The following is a 25,619-nucleotide window of genomic DNA, read 5'->3' as shown; positions in this document are numbered from 1 at the left end:
TTAATTACTTATTTTAATTATTAAATTTAAATATAATAATTAATAGTATATTTGTGTTTGTAAATTAAATCAATATTTAGTTGTAAATGGATATTGAGGTAGATTACAAATAAATTTCGATTACTATCCATAACTACTAGGAAAGGCATACGATGTAAGTTTGATTAAGTGCAGAAACTTGAATGAAGTCCGTATTTGCATTACGGAATAAAGGGCCGGATGTTAACGTTTGGTATCGAGGTTCACAATGACATTCACATTTGCATTTTTTATGTTTCTTGCGGTAGCACTTATGTGAACGGTCATAATAATAGTTTGACATATTAAGCACGTATCTCCTTTTTAGTACATGCTATGCGTAGGATGGGAGGGTGGATTGGACGTGATTTAAGTAGTCTCTATCATTTGTTGTTATAAAGATTGCATAGATATTTAATGGGAAAAGAGAGCCAAATGAATCTCTTGTCATTTTAGTGAAAAATACTCGTTTTAAAGCATCGATTGAATAAATGTAAAAGGTGAAGCCCTTGGTATGTCATTTTGTCACCCAAATGCATTTATTAGGTATGATAAGTAATTCGCGGAGGTGACGTATGTCAAAAGAAAATGAGTTTAAATGGCATGAGATTCTGCATGGTGCTGCAATAGATCCAAATTCGATTGGTCCAACGCTATCGCCAGTTCCAGTATTTACTTTACCGGCGGGTCCAACAGGAGCAACAGGAGTAGGAGTAACAGGTCCGACTGGGCCCACAGGAGCAACAGGAGTAGGAGTAACAGGTCCGACTGGGCCTACAGGAGCAACAGGAGTAGGAGTAACAGGTCCGACTGGGCCTACAGGCGCCACAGGAGTAGGAATTCGGTGTGGGACTNNNNCTGCGGTCTCGGGGGGGTGGTGGCTGTAGGTGGGCGGCGGGGTCGGGGTGTTATGTGAGGCGGGGCCAACAGGAGCAACAGGAGGAGGAGTAACAGGTCCGACACAGGAGCAACAGGAGTAGGAGTAACAGGTCCGACTGGGCCTACAGGAGCAACAGGAGTAGGAGTAACAGGTTCAATTGGGCCCACAGGAGCAACAGGAATTGGAATAACAGGACCGACTGGACCGACAGGAGCAAGTACTGATAATACTTGTTTTCAAGATCTGAGAACGACACTGCAGCAATTAGAAGGCGAGTTTATTTCAGTTACGCTCTCGGGATGTTGTGATAGTCTTCAAGGTCGTATTTTCCGAGTCGATGAAGGAAAACTGATTCTCACTGGTGTATTAGGAACGCGTATCATTCCAATTTGTACGATTAGTTCCATAGATTTTGGTCCTTTTGCATATGTAACAAATTCCATTGATAATACGGTCTCTGTGATAAATACATCCACTAACACGGTCATCAGTTTAATTCCTGTTGGGCGTGGACCTGAATTGATCGCGATTACACCCAATGGTTTGCGTGCATATGTAGCAAATTCCATTGATAATACGGTTTCCGTGATAAATACGGTCACCAACACAGTCATAGGTTCCCCAATTTCTGTTGGGCTTCAACCTGAAGATATTGCGATTACACCTGATAGTGCGCATGCATATGTAACAAATTTCCTAGGTGATACGGTTTCTGTGATTAATACAGTCACCAACACGGTAATAGGTTCTCCGATTTCTGTTGGGGATGGGCCTGTAGGAATCGCAATTACGCCCAATGGTTTGCGTGCATATGTAACAAATTTCAATGATGATACGGTTTCCGTGATAAATACGGTCACCAACACGGTAATAGGTTCCCCGATTTCTGTTGGGGATCAACCTGTAGGAATCGCAATTACGCCCAATGGTTTGCGTGCATATGTAGCAAATTTCCTAGATAATACGGTTTCTGTGATAGATACGGTTACCAACACAGTCATCGGTTCTCCAATTTCTGTTGGGAGTCGGCCTGAATTGATCGCGATTACGCCCGATGGTTCACGTGCGTATGTAACAAATCTTAATGATGATACAGTCTCCGTGATAAATACGGTCACCAACACGGTAATAGGTTCCCCGATTTCTGTTAGAGATCAACCTCTAGGGATTGCGATTACGCCCGATGGCTCGCGTGCGTATGTGGCAAATAGTTTTGATGACTCGGTTTCCGTGATAGATACTGCTACCAATACGGTCATCGGTTTCCCGATTTCTGTTGGGGATAGACCTGTAGGGGTCGCAATTACTCCTATCACGATTTAAATGAATGCGATGTCTATATGAAAAATTCATTTAGGAAGGAGAATCCGATTGAAAAAAGGTATTATCACTTTGATTCAAAAAGAAGTAGAGGAAAATCCACAAACAACAAGCGTTGTCAAAAAAATACGGAATTCTATTTACTATCGTTAAAATATTTAGACGCAAGCTAATAAAGAAATTATAAAAGAGTTACCGCCACATTCCCATCAACCTAAGAAATAGGTTGTTTCCGAAAACGAAAAAGTGAGCTGAATTCTTATAAATAACTGTAGAGATATAGAATTTTCATTTTGGAGATATTTCAAAATCTTAGGTTGATGGACATGGGGTTCTACCCCAACTTGCTTAATGATTATAGCTTCATCATGTTAATCAGAGAATCACCATCGATTAGCTCAATGTTTTTATTGGCTGCGTATATCCGTGCGTTCTTATTAAAGTGACTTAATGTAACGAAATACCCTCCAACAGCATCTGCATCCACAATAGCGCTATGGAGCTTCTGGATAAACGGTCTTCCAATGGAGCTTTTCGTATAGCGTTTCACCTCAACGAATTTCATCTCGTTATCTTTATAAAGGATAATGTCTTTTCCACCATCGTTTGAACCAGAAGTAACCTGAACTTTATAACCAAGAGAACGGAAGACATCAGCTACAAAATATTCAAATTCCCTCGGATCCATTACTTCTAAATTATTACGAGTTGCAGTTCTTTTGATTCGCTCAGTTCTAATTTCTTCAGGTGTTACGTGTGGACTTTTTGTTATTGAACCAATTAGAAAAATAATTACAAGCAATGCTATTGCCCAAATCATGCAATTCACCTCAGTATGAGTATGTCCAAGTAATTATTATTTAAAATCCGAGGTTTTAAAGGAGAATAGAAAAAATTAGGGGGCTAAAAAATAAGTGTTGTGTTAACATGTATGTATTCAAATTAAATAATGAAGGATGGAAATATGTTAATGAATGATTTTTTATATCCAAAGGATTTGGCAGTTGAAGTGCATCGCTTTATTTTGAAAGAGGGAATTTCTACTAAATTTACAATTGAAAATTTGACTAATCTTTTTGAAATTATGTATTTTGCAAGTTTAAAGACAGAAGAATCAGAATCTATCAGTGTAAGAATTACAATAATAGATAAAGACTCTCCAGATCCGAAACCACCTAAAAGAATTAGAAAGGACCGTTGGTCTTATATAAAATTTAAAGAAGAAGTTGAATTGAATATCCAAAACCTAGTTAAAGTTTCTAAAGCTGCTGATCCTAAGACTAGTTCTTTAGCGGTAGATCTATCAAATGGAAAATTTGTAATTTGGGGAATGATAGACCAAGAGTATCATTATTACAATTGTTTATTAAATGAGAGTGAAACAGGGCCAGAAAGACCTGGACTTTTTGATGTGATAATCGAAAGTCTAGGAGAAATTTCAATTTTTAAAGACTACAGCAATATAGCTAGTTTGAAGAAAAATATCTTAATAAAAAAACAAAATGATGTTTTTAGTTTAGGACCTATTTCTAATAAATTAGGTGAATATCTATCGACTTATATTGATAATGAAGCCCATATTGTACAAACTAGCGGTTTGGAAAGTTTGGATTCAGAAGACTTATGGTTGAAATGGGAATTAGTTTCAATAATTTGCCGTATTTTAATTAATATCAAGGAATACAGACATGGGGGAGCGGTATTATTTGATCCGAAATTAGATGATTCTTTTATGGATTTAAGTATTAAATACGAAATCACATACGAAAGAATAAGTAAGTCATTGATTGAATATGTAAGATCATTTTTAGAAAGTGGAGCATTAGAAAATTATATACATAATGTATCTGATTATAAGAATGATGAAAATATTCCTTATCCAGTTTATATTGATAGCGAATGCTTAAAAATAGATATTAAAGAATACAAAAATGGGTTGACGGGTGCTGTGAAATTTATTTCTTCTTTAACGTGTGTAGATGGTTTAGTCTTATTTGACAAAAACCTGAGTGTAAGGGGATTTGGTGTAGAAATTACAGCTAGAAAAGAACCAGATGTTATTTATCTTGCAAGTAAGGAAGAAATAAGCCAGCATGATTTAAAGGAAGTGGATTATAAACATTTTGGTACACGTCACAGATCCATGATGAGATATTGCTATACACATGCTGAAAGCATAGGATTTGTGATTTCTCAAGACGGAGATATAAGAGCAATTACTAATGTTAATGGTAAAGTTATTATGTGGGAAAATATTAAAATTGCACAATTTTTAAGGTGAAATTATAGCTATATTTATGCTATGTAAATGCCATTTTTTAAGTGAAAATGAAGATAAAAGACTCTGCAAATTATTTATTAGCAGGGTCTTTTTCTTGTACATCGTATAAATCATCGACTCTACAATTGAATATTTTTGCTAATTCAAATGCCTTATCTACAGGAGGATAAGACTTACCAGTTACATAATTACTCATTTGATTTTGACTTATCTTTAATTGCTGTGCTATCCATTTTCCTTTTAATCCACTATTTTTTAATAATTCCCCGATGTTACTCTTCAAAATAACCATTATTATCACCTTTTGAGTTATTCCATATTGTCCAGAAAATTTCCTCCCAAATATAATTTGTAAAAAAATCATAATTAAATTTGTAAAGACAGGCAAAATCCTTCTTTCCAGGTCATATACCTTTATCAAGACCACGAGGAATCCCAAGTGGAATCAAGGACATCAAGAGGGGAGAGGGCGCGTATGCGTTGGCAATATTCACATTTAAATGAAACGCCTTACCTGTATCCATCAAAAGAATTAAGAAGTATGTATAGGGGTTCTAATGGTAAAAAAGAAACGAATGCAATTGTAGATCACATGGCAAGACATGAGGTTTTCAACAATCGTGAGTATAAAGGCTATTACCGTTTATCGAACGATATAATGGATGATTTATATGAAGATGAGGATGAAGTACTGGAGTGGGGAGAGATCATTAATGAGTATCAACCGGTTATGACACCAAAGGGATTACAACTCATTCGAAAAGAGGGATTCAAATGACAATTGTAGGAGAAGCGGTAGTTGTATGGACGGCGACAGGCTTGTCAGTGATTACGATGAAGGTTGCAGAGAAAATGGGGCAGAGTGTTCCACGTTGGCTTCCACGTATGACCATGTACACAACACTCACGGGCTCGTTCTTGTATCTTCTACGTTATGTTCTTTTCGCGTTTCTATAGGGGAATACCAACGTGGAATTGTAGGACATTTACTGGTCGTTGATATAGAACATGTACGGGAGTCTTCCAAAAATAAGGGATATATACCCTTATAAAGGGTATATGGGGAGTGGAGAAAATGATTGAATTATTACTCGTTCCAGCTGCAGGTTTAACAGTGGCATTATTCGGTGAAAAGTTCAAAAGTAAAAATGATGATAAGCGAAAGATTCAGGTGTTTTTTGAGGTAGCTGGTATTGCGATCAAAAGAAATAATGAAGAGAAATTGCAATATCCAAAGTTCCAAAAACAAATCGATGATGATCGTAGTACGACTTATGTATATACCTTACCGCTTGGCATGCCGAGTAAAATCGTACAGAAGGTTGAGGACGTTGTTTCTGAAGGATTAAATAAACCAGTACGTATTCAATACGATAATTATAAATTGAATATCCGTGTATTCCGTAGAGAAATACCGAAGAACTGGTCTTGGTCAATGGATTTAGTAACGAAAGGGAAATGGTGTATTCCAGTTGGCCAGAGTTTAGAAACAATTGTTTATCACGATTTCGATGAAACACCGCATATGGCTGTAGGTGGATTAATTCGTATGGGAAAAACAGTCTTCCTTAAAAATATGTTCGCTTCCTTATCGTTAGCAAATCCTGATCATGCTCATTTTTATTTGATTGATTTAAAAGAAGAAGGACTTGAATTTAGCGAATATAAAAAACTGAAACAAGTCGAACAAATCGCAGAAACTTCAGAGCAAGCACACGGCATGCTGCTGAAAGTGATGGGAAAAATGCATGAACGTGGGAAGTACATGAAAGAACGTGGTATCAAGAATATTGTTCACACGAAAGAAAAGGACCGGTATTTCATTGTAGTGGATGAAGGAGCAGTACTCGCACCTGCAAAAGGGCTACCGAAAGCTCATAATAAAATGCTGGAAGAGTGCCAATACATGCTTAGTCATATTGCACGTGTTGGAGGGGCACTTGGGTTTCGTATTGTCTTCTGTACTCAATATCCTACAGGAGATACATTGCCAAGGGTAGTAAAACAGATGGCGAACGCGAAACTTGGTTTCCGTTTACCGACTCGTACCGCATCAGAGGTTGTAATTGATCAGTCCGGATTAGAGCAACTACCATCTATTCCAGGAAGAGCTATATATATGAAGGAAAACTTTACTGTACTGCAAGTGCCATATATCGATGACAAGGTCATGTGGGAACATCTAAAAGAATATGAGGTGGAAAAACATGAACATCCAGAGTCACATGAAAATCAACCGTCAGATGGCGATACTTGCGACGATTAGGAAGCTACAGTTTGCCACAAGACGACATGTAATGAGTGTGCATGATATGGGGGGTATTCGAAATGCAAACAGGATTATGGGCGATTTAAAGCCGTATTTGAGTAAGACGATGCAAGGGAAAGAGTATGTGTACTATCTCAATAAAGAAGGGCATGCCATGTTTGGCGATGACGGAAAGGTTATTTCGAGAGGGAAACTTGCGCATGCATTATTACGAAATGAAGCATGGTTATATTTATTCTGTCCAGATGATTGGCAGATTGAAACGGATATACGTTATATAAAGAATAAGGAAAAAAAGAAAATAGTTCCCGATGTGAAGTTTCGTGATGAAGAAAATATACTCCATGCGGTTGAAGTGGATCGCTCACAGAAAATGAAAGTGAATGAAGAAAAAATAAAAAAATATGAAGAACTTACGCAAATTTATAAACAGAAGCATAACGGGAAAGTACCAGTTATTCATTTCTTTACAGTGACCAATTACAGAAAAAAGAGACTGGAAGAGTTGGCAGCTAGGTATGATGTTTTTGTGAAGGTGTATGTAATAGAAGAAATATAAAAAAGTGCTAACAAGTTTGCAAACGAACTTGCTAACACCTATACAGAATAGACATAAATTATCGCTGATATGTCGTCTTTGAAAATAGCTTTAATCAGTTAAATCACACTTATACGAAATGCTCATAAAAACAGTCTTAATATCAAGAATATAACCATCCAGACATTCCTTTGCTAGTAAGACGAAAACGGGGCATGGTATTAATTTCTACTCCAGAATTTGCATTGAATAATAAAAAATTACGGTTTGTAAAACTAAAAGTACAACAAGCTACAAACGGTATAAAGTGGATTAAGATATTTAGAAATTTAAAAGATGATTTTCGTATAGGTGGAGAAGTTGAATTAGAGCATATTCTTCAATATCCGAAAGATTATATGTTAGGGACAAATATTAGGGTGTTGCTTCCATACAATGAGAGAATATATAAAGTTCAAGGTACTAAAATACAACCTGGTATAAAAGTAAAAGAAAGAGAGGATCTATTTATAGGGTTCCAGCAAAACTTCTCTTATTTCACAATACTACCAGAATGTAAAAGAATAGCAACAAATGATGAAAATGAATTATTCCCTTTAATTGCACCGAAAGGATTAGAGACTATAACATTAGAAATATGGTCTGAAAAAATATCGATGGAAGTAGAACAAGCATTATTTGAAAGTGAAATTGTGATAGCGCAAATTGGTGAGTCATCATATGTATTAAATGCAGATTCTCCAGTATTGTTAAAAATAGTAAGGTATAATATTGAAAAAGTATTGCAAAACCCATATAAAATGCAATATTGCCAGAAATACAAAACAAACTTAGTAGAGGATGTTATGAAAGCGGTTTATGCTACTGCAGGTGAACGTAATGATGCGACATTGGCATTAATCGCAATGAAAAATTGTGATGGGCGTGAAAAGATTGATCCAAAGCAAATCGTTAGAGAAGGCTTTGCACGAACAAACCGTATTTCGGCATTTATTAATTTATTTATAGGCCAAAGTGTTTCTCGTAAAACAATTATAAATTGTATTCTTAGTTTATTAGAACAAAGAGGATTTTTGAAACGTAGTTGGAATAAGATAAATTTACCTTATACATATGTTAATTTATCAATTGAACGAATCTCGAAATTTGATTTCTTACCTATTATTTCACAAATAAAACGAAAAGAAATTTCATATAAATTATATGGGAATACAGAGTGGCAAACGATTGATCGTTTATTATTAAATATAAATAAACATAATACCTTTTTACCGCAGCCTTCAAAAAGAAATGACATGGGAATTCAATTTAAACAATTTGTTTCTGAAACATTAACGGAAATTTTACAATATGCAAAAGAGCAAAATGGACAAGTATACTTCATTATAGATGCAAATGTAAGAAAACATTGGATAAAAGAATTGCAAAATAAAAAAATTGATATAGATACTTTCCCTGAAATTGTTCCGGATGTGTTAAAGGTTCCAAACTTAAATATTATCAGAATAAATACATCTTTTGATGTACCAAAATACGGTGCGATAGAATGTGATGATGTACTGGATAGTACGGGTTTATATATAGATCAAAAAGGAATGTATTATAGCACTTGTGAGTATTCGTTTAATGGTAGTGAAGCATTGCAGCGATACATACTTGAAATTTTACCGCTAGGTGTAAAAGCTGTAGAAAGGAATTATATTGCCAAAATGGTGCATTACATGTGCTGTAATTCAAGTATGCTTTTGGAAAAGAATATACACATGCCGTATTCCATGCATATGGCGAAAGTTATAAAAAGCTATATGACTGATATAGATGCAAGAGAGTTTAAAGAGTTTGATGATGAATTGGATGTAGATATAATGAAAATAGAAAAGAAAGATTCAATTATTCTTCTTTAAATAATAGTAGACAAATCCTGCTCATTATATCGGTCAGGATTTGTCATTTTTTCATGTAAATAAGGATATCTTTTGTCATGTATCTTTTCTTTTACGTATTTACTTTATTTACATACAGGATTAAGATGTTTTTTAGAAATAAAAAACTACATCAAATGGAAAAGCAGTATGAATTGATTCAAAAGAAATTTGAAAGGAATGAGGAATTGTGAAGAAATTAGATGTGCTATTAATGTTATTGAGCGGCCTCTTTCCAGTTGCAGGAATTATAAAGCAAATCCCACTAGAACAGTCTTTATATATTGGGGGCCTTTTATTTTTTACTAGTTTCGGTAGTTATTTTGCGAAAAAAATATATTCACGCATATGTAGCTGGATAGCGTATGCTCCATTTATAACACTACTGTTAGTCATTTGGCATCAAGATATTTCAATAAGTTCAATAATAGCGAACGCGAAAGTTGCCGCATGTGTCGCTTTAATTCCGTGTCTATTCCGTTTTCGTACATATGGACTTACATTCGGTTTAGTCTCATTATGGGCCGCTTTACTATGGGATATTAAAGAAGTGCAGTCGTTAGTCATACTTGAACGTATGTCGAGTTTAATGACAAGCAATTTCAAATATATTATGCTTTTAGTTGGTGGACTTATATTAGGTGGATTACTTGCGATGTTAATTCACCGAAGAGAGAAAGATGTTAATAAAGAAAATATAAATCTATTTCAACAAAAAAAGAAGCGCAAAAAATTATCATTTAAGATTCCATTTCCAAGATTACCGAAATTTAAGATGAAATTATTTAAGTTTGGCGGAAAAGTATCAAAACGAAAAACACCAGAAAAAATACGTGAGCATAATTACGAAGAACCAGCTCCAGCTGCAACATATGAAACGCCAGAGCAAATACATCAATATAAAGAAGGTACTGCGCAAGGACAAACGAGGATGGAACGTCGTAGAAACAGGTATAATGCATAAGAAATTTCAGTTAACCCTTTAATGATTTATTATTGAATTAATAAATCATTAAAGGGTTTTTTATGTAATTAAATATAGATTGCTAATGAGGAATTCATAGCATAATCTAAAGTTGAGGACTTAAATAAAATAATGGGAGGACAAAATGCTTTTTATTACATATATTGCCGTCTGCATATTATTCTTAGTTAGCTTTTTACATGTTTATTGGGCTTTTGGAGGTAAGTGGGCGACAAATAGTGTCATTCCAACAAAATCTGGAGAAAAGGCGTTTACACCAGGTTTAGGAATGACATTGTTCATTGCGTTATTATTAAGTATGGCAGCAATGATTTTATTGCAACAAACAAATATAGTTCATTTTGCATTTCCAAATATTATTATTCAAATAGGATCCTGGGTTTGTATGTTTGTTTTTTTCATAAGGGTAATTGGTGAGTTTCGTTATTTTGGTATTTTTAAACGCGAAAAAGATACGCATTTTGCTAGAATGGATACTGTTTTATTTATACCACTTTGTGCATTTCTATCTTTATCTTTCTTATTAGCAATTGTAACGTGAATGTATAAATATATGAATGTTAAATAAGCGGCCTCTGTGCAATCAGAAGCCGCTTATTTTGTGTGGTTACATTTTATTGCAAAAATATAACCAACAATATTTTAATACTGTATTACAAAGTAAAGAGATGTATACAACTCTAATTAAGAGGATGGATTGTTTCTAGTTGGTAAGTAGCAAAAGAAATTATTACAATAATGTAAGGTTTACGTAATGATAATCGATAGTAAATTAAAGTGTTTGAGTGTATTTTTAATATGGTTTAATAGTACTGTTTATCTATAAAGATAAATAATATTTAATTAGGAAGTGTAATTAAATGATTGAGATTAAATCAATTATCCATTCATACAAACTAAAGAGAAGAATAGCTAGGGATTTATACGGCACCAGGGATGAATTGACACTATTATTAAATGAATTTAATAATATGAAATGTACAGTTGTATCTGAAAAAAAGGAAAATAGTATGCTAACTCGTTTACAATTAATTTATCAAAATATGAACTTAGATAAACAGTTTCCTCTACCCCTTGCTTTAAATAACAAGTTATTGGAGCGATTAGAAAATGAATCTCTTCAAACTATTGAGGGTTGTATATCGTCTCTACATTTAATGTTAGATATAAATTATGAGAAAATAAAACATTATGGATCGAGCACAAGTAGGTCATTTGTGCCATTATCGCAATCTTCTATTTGTCTTGCTGATTGTATTTGTTTAACGGGATTTATATTAGGAGTACTAGGAACAGTGACATTTGGAGAATTAATATTATCAGTATGTTCGCTTACATAAAGAAAAAGAACACTTACTTAAGGTGTTCTTTTTTCTTTATGTAGAAAAGCTTTTGAGATAGGAAACATGGATTCAAATGTATAAGTTCATTTGGATCGTGTTGTGTAACTCAAAAAGGAAAGTATCAGAAAATGCTTATTTTGAATAAATATAAACATCGGCTATTTGGAATCAATATTAGAATGCTTAGAATTGGTCGGAAAATGTCGTGTGAAATGTAAATAAAAAAGGACAAGCAGTCGTATCTGCTGTCCTTAAAAGGAGAAAAGTCTTTTGATTAAGAACTACGAATAAACAGAAAAACTGCTTGTAATTAGTTTTACCCTAAATATATATGTCTATACAAAAAAGGGATAAGTAAAAAATACTTATCCCAGGAAGGGAAATCGAAAACACCAAAATGGCTTGCATTGGTATGCAGGTTCAAAAGTAGTATATGTAAAACGAAAAATCTCATACAAAAGCAGACAAGTAAAAGTGTTGTTTGCTAGAGAATTTAATAAATGAGCCAACTTTTCACGCTTCTTTTCCCATGTCAAGAAGAGCAAAAAGTGAAGAATCTACCTGCTTTCAGTGGAATGTATCTATTGCGTTATATATGAAATTATTCAGTTAATCAGTAGAAAAAGGCGAAAGAAGATAATGAATAGTACGCAATTACGCGGAATATAAAAGGGACATAACTGAAGGGAAAGAAGTGGGATATACTTTTGGGTTTTATGAATGATGCATTTTCTTCATTTTCTTTGTCCCCAAAATACAACTAATAATTGCGAGTAATGCATTTGAAGAAATGAAATTTACGGTCCAATAAATTCCTGTTCCAGCAATTAAATCGATAATAATAAATTTTTTAATTGCCGAACCTTTTACTACATAAAAAACAAATTGATTGTTATTGTTATTCAATGTTATCACATCCCCTATCTTTTTTAATATATGACAAGGCATGCTTGTTCTAGTCTTAATGTTAATAAACCAATAAGACTTAGCAGAAGCTAATAAAACAATTATAAATAAAGGATAATTATTGGAAGTTACATTTTTAACTTTAGTGAAAAGAGTTCAAAATTATAATTTTTTCTGCGTTACTGATAAAATATTATATTTTACTTAAGGGTTTATGCGGAAAATTTGATAAAAAATTCTTTAATTAAAAGTATAATTCCAAGCAGAAACAAGACTTCAATAGAGAACCAAAACATACTTTTTTGAGGCTTTTTAAATTCCATAATAATAGATGAAAACAAAAAAATAGCAATAAGTATGATAATTAAGAGACGAATTATATCAGTCATTAATAACACTCCTAATATTTAATCAATACTATTATATAATTCTTTCTAAAGGTATAGAATGCTAGAAACGTTTGATTGTAATTTTAATAAAAAGAAAAAGAGGTGTATATTGGCTGTTTTTCTTAAAGTCATTTTAAACGTGTTACGGGATGTGATAAACCATAATTTAATAAAAAAGGATGTAAGCGCATTCTTATCGAATTATAGATAATTAAGAGAGGCGGTGACACTATGAAGTATGTAAAGGTCTGTATGAATGGTGGAAGTGAACACAAATTCTCGATGACCTTAGCTCGGTTTGAAGAACTTATTACTACAGAGAATGGGCTACTAGAAAATAAATTAGTTAGTATTGAAAATGTAATGATTAATCCTACTAATATATCTTCTGTAGTTGAAAAAATTGGTGTACCGGCTAAGTTTATGGAAGCTTAAAAGTGTGTACATAAAAAACATCCATAGGGATGTTTTTTTATTTATTAATAGGATAATTGTACAATAGATATTTGAGTAGGATTTTTAGTGATACTTCATATGTGCACCATAAAATAAGTACAAGCATATATTAAATAGTAGGACAAGATCTTCGTGTCCGAATCAATACTCAGAAAAAACCTCTAATCACACTAGGGCATCCAATAGAAGGGTGCTCTTATTTTTTATGAAAAATGTAGCTCTACAACGGTTTCGTTTCAATTATAGTTTTCTTTAACCTTTGATTTTAAATTTATCTTTTACGTTCATAAATATTAAGAATAAAATGACAGCAATAATTAAATTAGACAAATAGAAATTTTGGTGAAACAGTAGTTCAAAGGTAACATCAAGTGTATATAATAAAGCCGCAGCAGGTAATATACAAATAAATATAAATCTCCAATTTTTTAGATAATGTTTATAATTAGTAAGTACTTTCTCCATTAATATTGCTCCTGTAGTTTTTATTTTCTATATAATTATACATTTAAATAAAAAGATTTACAAAGTATTTAAAATTTATTTAGCAACTATTATGATTTTGTGTGATTGATAAAGGGGAAGTAAAAAATATTTTAGGTCTATAGCATGAGGGAGAGATAGAGAAAGATTTTATTAAAAACTTAGATAGCTGCGTTAATCTGTGTAAGAAATGATTTGACTAAAAAAACTTTTAAAGAGTGATACTTAAATGGTACACTATTATCTACGTTATTTTTGAAATGAATAGAGGGATTTGTGTGATAGATAAAATCAAAAATGTTGTAGAGGATATGTACGAAGATGAAGCAAAACATTTACTTCAAAGTATTCTGATCCAGTTAAATTTATTAGAAAAAAATTATAGTGAAGATTCAATTAAAAATTTGATGGATATTCCTAGGCAACTAACGAGTAATACAACTTATAAAAAAAATGTAAAAGAAAGTACGCACGTACATATTGCGTTTGATGATTCAACTGCTGGGTGTTTAAAATATATGCTAAGTCAAGAAGAACGATTGGAAGAGAGAGTTGTCGCTTTTTCTGAATTCTTTTCAATCGGACCGATAAATAAGTTACATACGAATGAGGGGCAACTAGCAAGACAAACATGGTTAGTAAATAACTTAACCGCTTATGATAGTTATTTTGAAGAAGAGTATTTAACAAGATTTATTGAAACTATGGAAGAACTACATTCTATTCCTATTGAAACTCCTATTACGATTTGGAAAGCAAATAACGCACACGAACAAGTAGGTCTATGTTTTGTATTGGCACAATTAAAAGATAAGAAAAACATTCGAGTTATGAATACGTCAGAAGCAAGTAAAGAAATATTAAAACTAGAGTATGATATTCGTGGAACTGGAGAGTTAGCGCCTGAAAGTTTAGCTCTAATTCAAAAAAGTTTTGTAGAATTGCCTTATTTAACTGTAGAGAAACGTATGCAGTTTGAACATGAGTGGGATAGTCTATCGAAAAGTACGGAATTTTTAAGAGTTTGGACAGACAATGAAGTGCATTCTGTACAAGAAGATTATTTTGATCAATTTATAATTGAATGTGCGAAAAGAGTAGGTGCTGATAAAGGGTTTACTAAAGCTCCTATAGTGATTGGTGAAGCACTTGGTCTTGTGGAACAATTGGTTGGAGATACTTTTTTAGAATATCGCTTGAAACAATTAATTAAAAAAGAAGTATTTGAATTTGTAGGTTCACTAGAAGAAATGCGCTTTTATAGTGTGAAGTTAAGGAAATAATAAATACATTTTATGTTTAAAAGCCTCGTATTATTAAAAATACGAGGTTTTTAAATTGAAGTTGGGCTATAACATAAGCTTCCTTTAGAGGGCAGATCACATATGAATGTTAAAGGTACTGAATGAAAAGAAGGTGATTTGTTAATATGTATAACCAACCAAATTATCCATATGATCAAGCGACGTATTATAATTCACAAAACTACGGATATGAATCTACAAATGAAGTGAGAAATATGGAACAAGAAGATTATAGACCAGATGATGCTGAAGATGCTCCAACGTCACCACCACCGTCACAAGCTCCATCATTACCATCTACATTTGCTTCTCCAGCACAAGCAGGTAATATGAAATCATGGATGTGTAACTGTTTAGGAAGATGGGGATATTTACGTTTACATCGTCCTGGACCTTTCGGAAGAGACTTATGGTTCTTTCCGACTGAAGTGAGAAGAAACGGAGTATCAGGTTACACTTGGCAAGGTGGTCGTCGTCGTAAAGTAAGTTACCGCTATCAACAAATTAGTAATTTTATGTGTTTCACATAAAAAAAGTGGGAGAGTAAAATAATTTTACTCTCTCACTTTTTTTATTTTTCAATATACGAAGTAAGATTTTGATTAAAAATTTACAATTTTCATGTTTTTATTAGCGTATAATGCATATGTTGGTTGGTTTTCAAAAACAAATGAGAGTGAGGGAATACAATGTCAATGAAAAATAAAGTTGGGCTAAGAATAGAGGATGGCATCAATTTAGCTTCAGCTCAGTTTAAAGAAGATGCATATGAAATTTATAAAGAATCTCGTAAAATGCAACCTATCTTATTCGTGAATAAAACTGAATTAGGTGCAGAGTGGCTTATTACAAGATATGAAGATGCGTTACCACTATTAAAAGATAATCGCTTAAAAAAAGATCCAGCCAATGTATTTTCTCAAGATACATTGAATGTGTTTCTTACTGTTGACAATAGTGATTATTTAACGACGCACATGTTAAATTCAGATCCACCAAACCACAATCGTTTACGATCACTCGTACAAAAAGTTTTCACACCGAAGATGATCGCGCAATTGGAAGGAAGAATTCAGCGTATCGCAGATGATTTATTGAACGAAGTCGAGCGAAAAGGTTCATTAAACCTTGTTGATGATTATTCATTTCCTTTACCGATCATTGTGATAAGTGAAATGCTTGGCATTCCAAAAGAGGATCAAGCGAAATTTAGAATTTGGTCTCATGCTGTCATTGCTTATCCAGAAACACCAGAAGAAATAAAAGAAACTGAAAAGGAACTATCTGAGTTTATTACATATCTTCAATATTTAGTTGATATGAAACGAAAAGAGCCGAAAGAAGACTTGGTTAGTGCATTAATACTTGCAGAGAGTGAAGGGCATAAACTTAGCGAACGGGAACTATATTCAATGATAATGTTACTAATTGTGGCGGGACACGAAACAACAGTAAATTTAATAACAAATACGGTATTAGCGCTTCTCGAAAATCCGAATCAATTACAGTTATTGAAAGAAAATCCAAAATTAATTGATGCTGCTATTGAGGAAGGATTACGATATTATTCTCCGGTTGAGGTTACAACTTCAAGATGGGCAGATGAACCTTTTCAAATTCACGATCGAACAATTGAAAAAGGAGATATGGTTGTCATTGCCTTAGCTTCTGCAAACCGTGATGAAACAGTATTTGAGCATCCGGAAGTATTCGATATTACTCGCGAGAACAATCGTCATATTGCCTTTGGGCATGGTAGTCATTTCTGCTTAGGAGCACCGCTTGCTAGGTTGGAAGCAAAAATTGCTATTACTACTTTATTTAATCGAATGCCTAAACTAAAAATAAAAGGGAATCGAGAAGAAATCAAATGGCAAGGTAATTATTTAATGCGTTCTTTAGAGGAATTACCATTAACATTCTAGAATATTTATTGTAAGACATGCATACTTAGAAAATGATTTACATAGAGTATGTATGTGTTATTTAAATTCGAAACGGAAGGGTGAAAACATCCCAATGATCAACTAATTCTATTTGTAAGAGATCTTCGTTAAAAAACGAAATATTCTTCTGAATAGGGTTAGTCTGTACATTTATAGAAAAGGGATGTATTTCGCTCTGCGAAAAATATAGTCTTTTCATATGATTTGTGCTGCCTCCTGTTCAGAACATGAAATAGGAGGCTTTTTTATGTCGACAAATGTAGAAACGAAACAAAATAATGGGGTATCACAAGTATTAAAAAACCGGTTTGTACAAGGAATTCTAGCATCAGCAATATTTTTACAAATTGGAATATGGGTTCGGAACTTTGCCGTATTACTATATGTAATGGAAATGACAAAAGGTGATGCTTTTGCTATTTCGATGATTTCAGTTGCGGAGTTTGCTCCAATTTTCATCTTTTCCTTTATTGGTGGAACGTTTGCTGATAGGTGGAAGCCGAAGAAGACAATGATATGGTGTGAAACGTTAAGTTCTATTTCAGTATTTGCTGTATTAATTACTCTTATGTTTGGTACGTGGAAAATTGTGTTTTTTGTCACGCTTATTTCTGCAATCCTTTCGCAGTTTTCTCAACCATCTGGAATGAAATTATTTAAACAGCATTTATCAGCAGAACAAATCCAATTAGCGATGTCTATATATCAAACAATATTTGCGATTTTTATGGTGTTAGGACCGATTCTTGGAACATTTATTTTTCATAGTTTTGGAATTTATATTTCGATCATTATTACAGGTATCGCTTTTTTACTTGCAGCAGCTGTGTTATTATTTCTTCCGAAAGATCTTGAGAATGATAACGAGAAGAAAGAAATCACTCTATTACAGGAAATGCTTGATGGTATTAAATATGTGAAGAAGAAAAAGGCATTAACTTTGCTAGGGTTTTGTTTTATGGCTGCAGGACTAGGTATAGGATTGATTCAGCCATTAGGTATATTTATCGTGACTGAGCAGTTAGGGCTGTCAAAAGAGAGTTTACAATGGTTACTAACAGTAAATGGTGCAGGAATGATTGTTGGCGGTGCTTTAGCGATGGTATTTGCAAAAAACGTTGCGCCGCAAAAAATGTTAATTATCGGTATGCTCGGTCAGGCAATCGGCATCGGTATTATAGGTTATTCCACAAATTTATGGGTAACACTCACAGCACAACTTTTTAGTGGGTTAGCTCTTCCATGTATCCAAATAGGTATTAATACGCTTATTATTCAAAATAGCGATACAGATTTTATTGGTCGTGTAAATGGCATTTTAAGTCCACTATTTACTGGTTCGATGGTAGTAACAATGAGTATAGCTGGTTCATTAAAAGAAATGTTTTCACTAAGTATGATGTATGAGGGCACAGCTTTACTATTTATAATTGGATTATTATTTATTTTACCTATATACAATTTAAAGCCAGTAATAGCGGTAGAAAGTGAAATGAATAGTAAAGGAAGTGCTGTGCAACATGAATCCTAATCCAAATGTTAAATACCCTATTGAAGGAAATAAAAATGTTCACTTTATAAAAAATACAATAACGAAAGCTAATATATATGTTGGAGACTATTCATATTATGATGCGAAAGATGGAGAAACATTTGAAGATCGAGTATTACATCATTATGAATTTCTTGGAGATCACCTTATTATTGGAAAGTTTTGTTGTATTGCAAATGGAGTTACCTTTATTATGAACGGAGCGAATCATCGGATGGATGGATTTTCGGCATATCCATTTAATATATTTGGAAATGGGTGGGAGAAGTATACACCTAGTTTGACTGATTTACCATATAAAGGAGATACAGTTATAGGAAATGACGTTTGGATTGGTATGGATACAACGATTATGCCTGGGATAAACATAGGTGATGGTGCAATCATTGCAGCTAAATCTGTTGTGACTAGAGACGTCGCACCATATACAATTGTTGGTGGAAACCCTGCAAATAAAATAAAGGACCGATTTACAAATACAATAATAGAGGAATTATTGCAAATTCAATGGTGGCATTTTGACATTGAAAAAATAACTAAACATATAGATGCTATTGTACAAGGGGATATAGAGCCATTAAGAAGGCTAAAAAGGGAATAAAAAATGCATAACAAAGAGTATCATACCTCCGAATTTTGTTAATGATAATAGAACAAGGAGGTGTGATACTATGGCACAAGACGTTTTATGTGAAGTAAACAACTGTAAATTTTGGGCTAACGGCAATAAATGTAGCGCAGACGCAATTTATGTAGTAAGTCATAAAGGAAAACAAGCATCGACTACAGAAGAAACAGATTGCAAAACTTTCGATCCGGAAGTATAAATTTTTGAAGGGTAGCCAAATCGTGGTTGCCCTTTTATTAATTATAGTATTGATAATAAATCTCATTTTCATTCATTGTTTTTAAATTTTCTTTTATTTTTTCATATTTTCTTCATAAGTGATGTAATCCAGACCAATTCATGTTCGATACGTGATTTACTAAATTCAATGACTTCTGTAATAAAAGATGAGCTAGCATCTAGAGATTGAATAGCAGTAAGTTGTTTATTTAGTATGTCTTGGCGTATTGTTAAAACTTCTTTTCTAGCTTCATAATCAAGTTTTTCAAATAGCGCGATACGAACAAGAAATTCTATATTGTTTGTCGCCAGTTTTTCGGGAAACTCGCGCAACATTTCAGAAAAGATTTCTTCTCCTGTTTCAGTTATGTCGTACATATTTCGGTTTGGCTTACCGACTTGTGTATGTACTTTTTTCGTTATAGCCCCCATATTCTCAAAACGTCGAAGAGAAGGATAAAGCATATTATGATTTAATTCAAAATTCTCTCCTAACCGATTTTGGATATTTTTCTTAATTTCATAGCCATATTTTGGCCCTGACGTCAATTCTGCCAGCAATAAAATATCAACATACATAAAAATCCCCCTATATATTTCTCAAGTTCTCCTACGAAAAATCCCCTTTAGTATATGTTAAAATAACATATGTTAGATTATACAACTTTGAATTACCGACCTATCACTTTTATTGTAAAAGAAAAGGGAGGAAAGGACTATGGCTTCGCCTGAAAATGTGATTTTAGTTCATGAAATTTCAAAGCTGAAAACGAAAGAAGAGTTGTGGAATCCGTATGAGTGGTATCAATTTATGAGGGATAATCACCCCGTATATTATGATGAAGAGCAAGATGTTTGGAATGTATTTTTGTATGAGGATGTAAATCGAGTTTTATCGGATTATCGCTTGTTTTCAAGTAGAAGAGAACGAAGACAATTTTCAATCCCACCTTTAGAAACTCGAATAAATATCAATTCTACTGATCCACCAGAACATCGTAATGTACGTTCTATCGTTTCTAAAGCATTTACTCCAAGGAGTTTAGAACAATGGAAACCTCGAATACAGGCTATCGCAAATGAACTTGTACAACATATTGGAAAATATAGTGAAGTTAATATCGTTGAAGAGTTTGCTGCCCCTTTACCTGTTACCGTCATATCCGATTTATTAGGAGTGCCAACAACTGACCGTAAAAAAATTAAAGCATGGTCTGATATTCTATTTATGCCGTATAGTAAAGAAAAGTTTAATGATCTGGATGCAGAAAAGGGGATAGCACTAAATGAATTTAAAGCATATCTTCTACCAATCGTTCAGGAAAAGAGATACCTTTTAACCGATGATATTATCTCAGATTTAATAAGGGCTGAATATGAAGGTGAAAGATTAACTGATGAAGAAATTGTTACTTTTTCATTAGGTTTATTAGCGGCTGGTAATGAAACAACTACAAATTTAATTATTAATAGTTTTTATTGTTTCTTAGTGGATTCACCTGGAACATATAAAGAATTAAGAAAAGAACCTAAATTAATTTCAAAAGCGATTGAGGAAGTATTACGCTATCGCTTTCCTGTTACATTAGCTAGGAGAATTACAGAGGACACCAATATATTTGGACCTTTAATGAAAAAGGATCAAATGGTTGTTGCGTGGGTTAGTGCAGCAAACTTAGATGAGGAAAAGTTTGCACAAGCCTCTAAATTTAATATACACCGAATAGGAAATGAAAAGCATTTAACATTTGGTAAAGGTGCTCACTTTTGCTTAGGGGCACCACTTGCACGTTTAGAAGCTGAGATTGCATTAAGTACTTTTATTAATGTTTTTGAAAAAATAGAGTTATCTTCATCTTTCGAATTAGAAAAATGTATATTGGAAAATGAACAAACTTTGAAATTTTTACCTATCTGCTTAAAAACTCAATAAACTGTTCAGCAAGGTACAAATTTACTGTACCTTGTTTTTTTATTTCTCAATTGTATTTAGTATGGAAGTGTGTGAATAAGAGTAAAGGAGGATGCTTATGTTAACGTGTAATGGAAGTAAGACGTTCCAAACATTTATTAAAGCTGTAACGGATTTAATAAATAGTAATTTGTTAGAAGATCAAATTGTTTGTGGTATTGAAAAATTATTAGAAGAATTTTTAGAAAAGAAAACATGGCTTCCGTTAGAAAAACAGAAGGCGAATTCGGCTCAATATACACGACACTTGCTTTATGAAGATCCTTTAAATCGTTTTGAAGTATTAGCTCTTGTATGGAAAGATGGACAATCGACCCCTTTACATGATCATGATGGCACATGGGGAGTAGAAGGCGTGTTTTCAGGTAGGATAATGGTGCAGAACTTTATACAAACTAAGCAGCTTGAAAATTCACTTGTTTATTTAACTCATACAGGAAATCTTTATTTGGGAGAAGGAGAAACAGATAAAGTAATTCCGCCAGCTGATTGTCATATTCTTGAAATATCCGAATATGAAAGCGTTATCACTATTCGTATTTACGGAAAACGTTTAGAAAAGTTTAAAGTATATGTCCCAACTGAAGAAAAAAATGTGTACATGTGTGAGACAAAATATATTAGTTATAATTCATAGTTTAAAATCCAAAGCAAAAGCTTTGGATTTTATTTATAATTATTTCTTGACCTGAAACGCTTTTCATAAATTATAAATAAGGAGTACTTCACGAAATCAGTATGAAAACGATACCTTTCGTTTAATATGACTCGTGTATATATAGAAAGTGGTGAAGAAATAATGAAATTAATCGCAATTGATTTAGATGGAACCCTTCTTTCGGGGAATAAAATGATTAGTAAAGAGAACGCAGAGGCAATTCGAAAATGTCAGGAAGCAGGCCATGTTGTAGCAATTTGTACTGGACGTTCTATTGTCGACATTGAAAGATTATTGTTAGAAGTTAATTTAGAGTGTCCAATTATTGCTGAAAATGGTGCGCTTATATATAAAGATAAAAAAATGATGAAGAGATATCCAATTCAAAATATGCAGGCACTTGAGATTGTGCACTATCTTGAAGAAAATGGATTATATTATCAGCTTTATACTGATCAAGGTGTGTACGTACCGAAATATGGAGTAGAGAGTGTACGTAATGAAATCGAATACGTGAAGAATTCAAATGAGAATATCGACTTGAAAGAGTTAGAAACGATTGCAGCATTATATCTTGAACATACAGCTTTTCATAGTACGGAAAGTTGTAAGACAATTATAGAAACAGATATACATGTGCATAAGCTTTTACCATTTTCTTATGATATAGAAAAATTAAAAAGGTTAAAAGAAACGTTTCTGCATAATACTGATTTAGCCATTACATCTTCATATTGGCATAATTTAGAGATTAATCACCGAGACGCCCAAAAAGGAAATGGCTTATATACTTTAGCAGAACATCTGAATATTTCAGTTGAAAATACTGTAGCGATAGGTGATGGACTAAACGATGTATCGATGATGGAAAAAGCAAATATATCAATTGCAATGGGGAACGCAGTCGAAGAAATAAAAGCGATGTGTCAATACGAAACATTATCAAATGAAGAACACGGTGTTGCACATGCTTTATATAAATATGTAATGTAAGAAAAAAAGAAAAAAAGAATCTACATAGATTCTTTTTTTCTTTTTATTAGGGGTAAGGTATTCTATGAGATTCATAGAAGCCTTATTACATCTTATTATATAGAATATATTGGAATAAATGTTTATATTTTTCAAAATAATTGTGAAAATTTTATGAACTTTATTTTTTTGTGTTTTTATACTACTATCGACGTGTAAAACGTTAATATCAAAATTAGATGTATGCATGAAGGCGCGATTTATGTTGCTCGTCAAATCAGAATTGATGTGTGATGAACAAAATACATACTGATTAATGTTTCATTTTATACGTAAATTCACCTCTTCTTTAATTGAAAAATAAAATATGTTCGAATAATTATTCTACAGCTATATACCTAAAGGCACATTCTTCGTATAATGGAGAAGTATAAATTTTGAATTTGTATTAATTTTACATATTGAGGTGAAAAAAGAATGAATGCGCGGCTAATGGAACTTATTGATGTGAGTACAATAGAAACCATGGCAGAACAATTTTATCAATTAACCAACATATCACATCAACTTCTTGATGCTGAAAAAGAATGTATATTTTCTTTTGGAATAAATGAGACGAAAATATGTAAACTTCCCAAAATTGAAATCCCCATTTTTTTATACAATCAACATTTAGGATCTTTTGTAGTATGGTCAAACAAAAGTGAAATTTTCAATTGTCAAAAATATTTCGAAATGCTTTCAAGTCTAATTATAGATGGGGCAACAAAAGTATTTCAAAGTAAAAATACAACATTGCTTTCTCGAAAAGAGGAGGAATTACACACGATTTTACAAAACATGCCTGTTATGGTTGATGCGCTTGATTATAATGGAGATTTTGTTTTGTGGAATCGAGAGTGTGAAATTGTAACAGGTTATACCGCTGAAGAAATAATAGGGAATCCAAATGCACTTCAATTATTGTATCCGGATCATAATTATCGTCATCGAATACAAACGAAATTTTTAACTTGTGGAAAAAATTTCAGAGATTGGGAAATGCACTTAACGTGTAAAAATGGTGAAACCAAAACAATTATGTGGTCCAATATATCAGAACAGTTTCCTGTAACAGGATTTAGCTACTGGGCTGTTGGTGTAGATATTACACATCTAAAAGCGATAGAAGAGCAATTAAAGCAACAAACGTCGGAATTGGAATTAATTTTCAAAGCTTTACCAGATTTATGTTTCTTAACAGAAGTTGATGGCACAATTATAGATTATAAAGCAGGCTCCCCTACAAAATTTTACGTACCGGCAGAAGCTTTTATGGGAAAAAAGTTTTTCGAAGTATTACCATCTCCAGTTGCACAGCAGTTTCAGGAAGCTATTCATCAAGTGAAGGAAAAAGGAACGAATGTAATTATTGAATACCCTCTTGCAATTAATGGAAGTATTGATTTCTTTGAGGCTAGATGCTTACCATTATTACATGATAAAATTATGATTATTGTACGCGATATTACAGAGCGGAAAAAGACCGAAGAATTGCTAAATAAATCAGATACACTTGCAGCAATCGGCCAATTAGCAGCTGGTGTTGCTCATGAAGTGAGGAACCCATTAACAGTCATTAAAGGGTTTATACAGTTATTCCAAATTAATAAAGAAGATCAAGAAAAATATTTTGATTTAATGCTTTCTGAAATTGAAAGAATAGAAGCGATTCTTCAAGAGTTTTTATCAATTGCTAAAACAGATGAAATAAATACAGAACAAAAAAATATATATCAAATTTATAAAAATGTCGTATCGTTAATGAATACAAAAGCAATTATGACGAATATACAGGTTGAACTATATACAGACACCAAAGATATAAGTATTGAATGCTCAGAAAATCAGTTGAAACAAGTGTTTATTAATATTTTGCAAAATTCAATCGAAGCTATGCCGAATGGCGGGAAAATTGCGATTCATTTAAAAGAGATAAAAGATGAGGGTGTCATTATTCATGTAATTGATGAAGGAATAGGGATACCTGAAGAAAGAATTAAGAGATTAGGTGAGCCTTTTTATAGTACGAAAGAAAAAGGTACCGGCATCGGGTTAATGTTAAGTTATAAAATTATTGAAAGTCATCAAGGGAAAATAAGCATTATGAGTGAGGTTGGTGTCGGGACGACAGTAACGATTTACTTGCCGAAATTTCAGAGTAAAGAATCTCTATCAAATTGTGACGATAAATGTATATCGATACGTTCTAGTATTAACTCTTAAATAAATGATTAAATACCCAATGAAAAAAGTTAAACTTTTTTCATTGGGTATTTTTATATTTAATTTAGTAAACTTTACCTTTTCTTAACCTTTGTTTTAATTTCTATTAAGTTTTTATCTATATATTAAAAGTAATGCATAGAAAATATGCATTATTTTTAATATATAGAATCGATTATTACTAGAATTACTGTAAGGAGGAGATTATGACAAGGTGAAAAAGCAAGAAGTGAAAATAGGTAGAGCAATTCCGACGCGTTTAAATATTTTATTTCTTTGTGTATTTTTATTATTTTCTACAATGATTGTAAGG

Annotated in this window: 25 protein-coding genes and 2 pseudogenes; 22 read left to right on the top strand and 5 right to left on the bottom strand. The window is 32.9% G+C overall.

Annotated elements, in window-relative coordinates; translation table 11 throughout:
- Positions 1-593: 593 nt before the first annotated feature.
- Together DN390_RS31815 and DN390_RS31445 are read left to right on the top strand one after the other, a co-directional pair.
- Positions 594-1,111, top strand: a pseudogene (locus tag DN390_RS31815) (exosporium leader peptide-containing protein); the annotation flags it as partial.
- Positions 1,112-1,357: 246 nt separating this feature from the next.
- Complete coding sequence (locus tag DN390_RS31445) at positions 1,358-2,221, top strand: YVTN family beta-propeller repeat protein (RefSeq protein WP_370513495.1); 864 nt, start codon at positions 1,358-1,360, stop codon at positions 2,219-2,221.
- A gap of 352 nt (positions 2,222-2,573) precedes the next feature.
- Here the strand turns inward: DN390_RS31445 and DN390_RS28770 are convergent, their stop codons facing one another.
- Positions 2,574-3,038, bottom strand: a complete 465-nt coding sequence (locus DN390_RS28770) for a restriction endonuclease (protein ID WP_147809167.1) — start codon at positions 3,036-3,038, stop codon at positions 2,574-2,576.
- A 144-nt stretch (positions 3,039-3,182) separates the two neighbouring features.
- On the opposite strand from DN390_RS28770, the gene DN390_RS28765 reads away from it, so the two are divergent.
- Entirely contained in the window at positions 3,183-4,499 is a 1,317-nt protein-coding gene (locus DN390_RS28765) for a putative sensor domain DACNV-containing protein (protein WP_147809166.1), read from the top strand.
- Between the two features lie 70 nt (positions 4,500-4,569).
- Here DN390_RS28765 and DN390_RS28760 read toward each other — a convergent pair whose 3' ends face one another.
- Positions 4,570-4,791: a helix-turn-helix transcriptional regulator gene (locus tag DN390_RS28760; RefSeq protein WP_147809165.1), complete on the bottom strand. Its 222-nt coding sequence runs from the start codon at positions 4,789-4,791 to the stop codon at positions 4,570-4,572.
- Positions 4,792-4,974: 183 nt separating this feature from the next.
- On the opposite strand from DN390_RS28760, the gene DN390_RS28755 reads away from it, so the two are divergent.
- From DN390_RS28755 to DN390_RS28720, 8 genes and pseudogenes are all read left to right on the top strand, one after another.
- Complete coding sequence (locus DN390_RS28755; protein ID WP_147809164.1) at positions 4,975-5,277, top strand: hypothetical protein; 303 nt, start codon at positions 4,975-4,977, stop codon at positions 5,275-5,277.
- Complete coding sequence (locus DN390_RS28750; protein ID WP_061674231.1) at positions 5,274-5,456, top strand: hypothetical protein; 183 nt, start codon at positions 5,274-5,276, stop codon at positions 5,454-5,456. The genes DN390_RS28755 and DN390_RS28750 overlap by 4 nt, the downstream gene beginning before the upstream one ends.
- 118 nt (positions 5,457-5,574) lie before the next feature.
- Positions 5,575-6,765: an FtsK/SpoIIIE domain-containing protein gene (locus DN390_RS28745; RefSeq protein ID WP_147809163.1), complete on the top strand. Its 1,191-nt coding sequence runs from the start codon at positions 5,575-5,577 to the stop codon at positions 6,763-6,765.
- 31 nt (positions 6,766-6,796) lie between these two features.
- The gene (locus DN390_RS28740) at positions 6,797-7,327 is read left to right on the top strand and encodes a replication-relaxation family protein (protein WP_255444287.1); all 531 of its coding nucleotides are present in this window, start codon (positions 6,797-6,799) and stop codon (positions 7,325-7,327) included.
- A gap of 140 nt (positions 7,328-7,467) precedes the next feature.
- Positions 7,468-9,210: pseudogene (locus DN390_RS28735) on the top strand (RNaseH domain-containing protein); the annotation flags it as partial.
- 208 nt (positions 9,211-9,418) lie between these two features.
- Positions 9,419-10,192, top strand: coding sequence for a DUF3959 family protein (locus DN390_RS28730; RefSeq protein ID WP_147809162.1), 774 nt, complete (start codon positions 9,419-9,421; stop codon positions 10,190-10,192).
- 145 nt (positions 10,193-10,337) lie between these two features.
- Positions 10,338-10,754 carry a DUF3995 domain-containing protein gene (locus DN390_RS28725; RefSeq protein ID WP_060630996.1) on the top strand — a complete coding sequence of 139 codons (417 nt, stop codon included), beginning with the start codon at positions 10,338-10,340 and terminating at the stop codon, positions 10,752-10,754.
- Between the two features lie 319 nt (positions 10,755-11,073).
- Positions 11,074-11,553, top strand: a complete 480-nt coding sequence (locus tag DN390_RS28720) for a hypothetical protein (RefSeq protein WP_060630997.1) — start codon at positions 11,074-11,076, stop codon at positions 11,551-11,553.
- A 717-nt stretch (positions 11,554-12,270) separates the two neighbouring features.
- On the opposite strand, the gene DN390_RS28715 is transcribed toward DN390_RS28720, so the two are convergent.
- On the bottom strand, positions 12,271-12,462 hold the full coding sequence (locus DN390_RS28715; RefSeq protein WP_147809161.1) for a hypothetical protein: 192 nt from the start codon (positions 12,460-12,462) through the stop codon (positions 12,271-12,273).
- Positions 12,463-13,082: 620 nt separating this feature from the next.
- Between DN390_RS28715 and DN390_RS28710 the strand changes: the two genes are divergently transcribed.
- On the top strand, positions 13,083-13,286 hold the full coding sequence (locus DN390_RS28710; protein WP_060630999.1) for a hypothetical protein: 204 nt from the start codon (positions 13,083-13,085) through the stop codon (positions 13,284-13,286).
- 273 nt (positions 13,287-13,559) lie between these two features.
- On the opposite strand, the gene DN390_RS28705 is transcribed toward DN390_RS28710, so the two are convergent.
- A complete protein-coding gene (locus tag DN390_RS28705; RefSeq protein ID WP_060631000.1) occupies positions 13,560-13,772 on the bottom strand; it encodes a hypothetical protein in 213 nt (70 codons plus the stop codon).
- A 296-nt stretch (positions 13,773-14,068) separates the two neighbouring features.
- Here DN390_RS28705 and DN390_RS28700 point away from each other — a divergent pair, with 296 nt between their 5' ends.
- From DN390_RS28700 to DN390_RS28675, 6 genes are all read left to right on the top strand, one after another.
- Positions 14,069-15,073, top strand: a complete 1,005-nt coding sequence (locus DN390_RS28700; protein WP_097952110.1) for a DUF1835 domain-containing protein — start codon at positions 14,069-14,071, stop codon at positions 15,071-15,073.
- A 146-nt stretch (positions 15,074-15,219) separates the two neighbouring features.
- Positions 15,220-15,624: a hypothetical protein gene (locus DN390_RS28695; protein WP_147809160.1), complete on the top strand. Its 405-nt coding sequence runs from the start codon at positions 15,220-15,222 to the stop codon at positions 15,622-15,624.
- Positions 15,625-15,783: 159 nt separating this feature from the next.
- On the top strand, positions 15,784-17,019 hold the full coding sequence (gene cypA / locus DN390_RS28690; protein ID WP_147809159.1) for a cytochrome P450: 1,236 nt from the start codon (positions 15,784-15,786) through the stop codon (positions 17,017-17,019).
- Between the two features lie 268 nt (positions 17,020-17,287).
- Positions 17,288-18,571 (top strand): MFS transporter, encoded by a 1,284-nt coding sequence (locus DN390_RS28685; RefSeq protein WP_147809158.1) that lies wholly within the window; start codon positions 17,288-17,290, stop codon positions 18,569-18,571.
- Positions 18,561-19,193: a Vat family streptogramin A O-acetyltransferase gene (locus DN390_RS28680; RefSeq protein WP_147809157.1), complete on the top strand. Its 633-nt coding sequence runs from the start codon at positions 18,561-18,563 to the stop codon at positions 19,191-19,193. The genes DN390_RS28685 and DN390_RS28680 overlap by 11 nt, the downstream gene beginning before the upstream one ends.
- Before the next feature lie 70 nt (positions 19,194-19,263).
- The gene (locus DN390_RS28675) at positions 19,264-19,419 is read left to right on the top strand and encodes a DUF1540 domain-containing protein (protein WP_000046091.1); all 156 of its coding nucleotides are present in this window, start codon (positions 19,264-19,266) and stop codon (positions 19,417-19,419) included.
- A gap of 101 nt (positions 19,420-19,520) precedes the next feature.
- Here DN390_RS28675 and DN390_RS28670 read toward each other — a convergent pair whose 3' ends face one another.
- Complete coding sequence (locus tag DN390_RS28670; protein WP_098952498.1) at positions 19,521-20,018, bottom strand: PadR family transcriptional regulator; 498 nt, start codon at positions 20,016-20,018, stop codon at positions 19,521-19,523.
- Positions 20,019-20,157: 139 nt separating this feature from the next.
- Here DN390_RS28670 and DN390_RS28665 point away from each other — a divergent pair, with 139 nt between their 5' ends.
- The 4 genes from DN390_RS28665 (at position 20,158) to DN390_RS28650 (ending at position 25,306) form a co-directional block, all read left to right on the top strand.
- Positions 20,158-21,372, top strand: coding sequence for a cytochrome P450 (locus tag DN390_RS28665; RefSeq protein ID WP_147809156.1), 1,215 nt, complete (start codon positions 20,158-20,160; stop codon positions 21,370-21,372).
- Between the two features lie 97 nt (positions 21,373-21,469).
- On the top strand, positions 21,470-22,048 hold the full coding sequence (locus DN390_RS28660) for a cysteine dioxygenase family protein (RefSeq protein ID WP_147809155.1): 579 nt from the start codon (positions 21,470-21,472) through the stop codon (positions 22,046-22,048).
- A 162-nt stretch (positions 22,049-22,210) separates the two neighbouring features.
- Positions 22,211-23,062, top strand: coding sequence for a Cof-type HAD-IIB family hydrolase (locus DN390_RS28655; protein WP_147809154.1), 852 nt, complete (start codon positions 22,211-22,213; stop codon positions 23,060-23,062).
- A 456-nt stretch (positions 23,063-23,518) separates the two neighbouring features.
- Positions 23,519-25,306, top strand: coding sequence for a PAS domain-containing sensor histidine kinase (locus DN390_RS28650; protein ID WP_147809153.1), 1,788 nt, complete (start codon positions 23,519-23,521; stop codon positions 25,304-25,306).
- The last annotated feature ends 313 nt before the right edge of the window (positions 25,307-25,619 follow it).

The organism is Bacillus sp. SH7-1, assembly GCF_008042405.1.
GTDB lineage: Bacteria > Bacillota > Bacilli > Bacillales > Bacillaceae_G > Bacillus_A > Bacillus_A thuringiensis_N.
The sequence above is the reverse complement of the archived record's forward strand: the minus strand, read 5'-3'. Positions and strand labels throughout refer to the sequence as shown.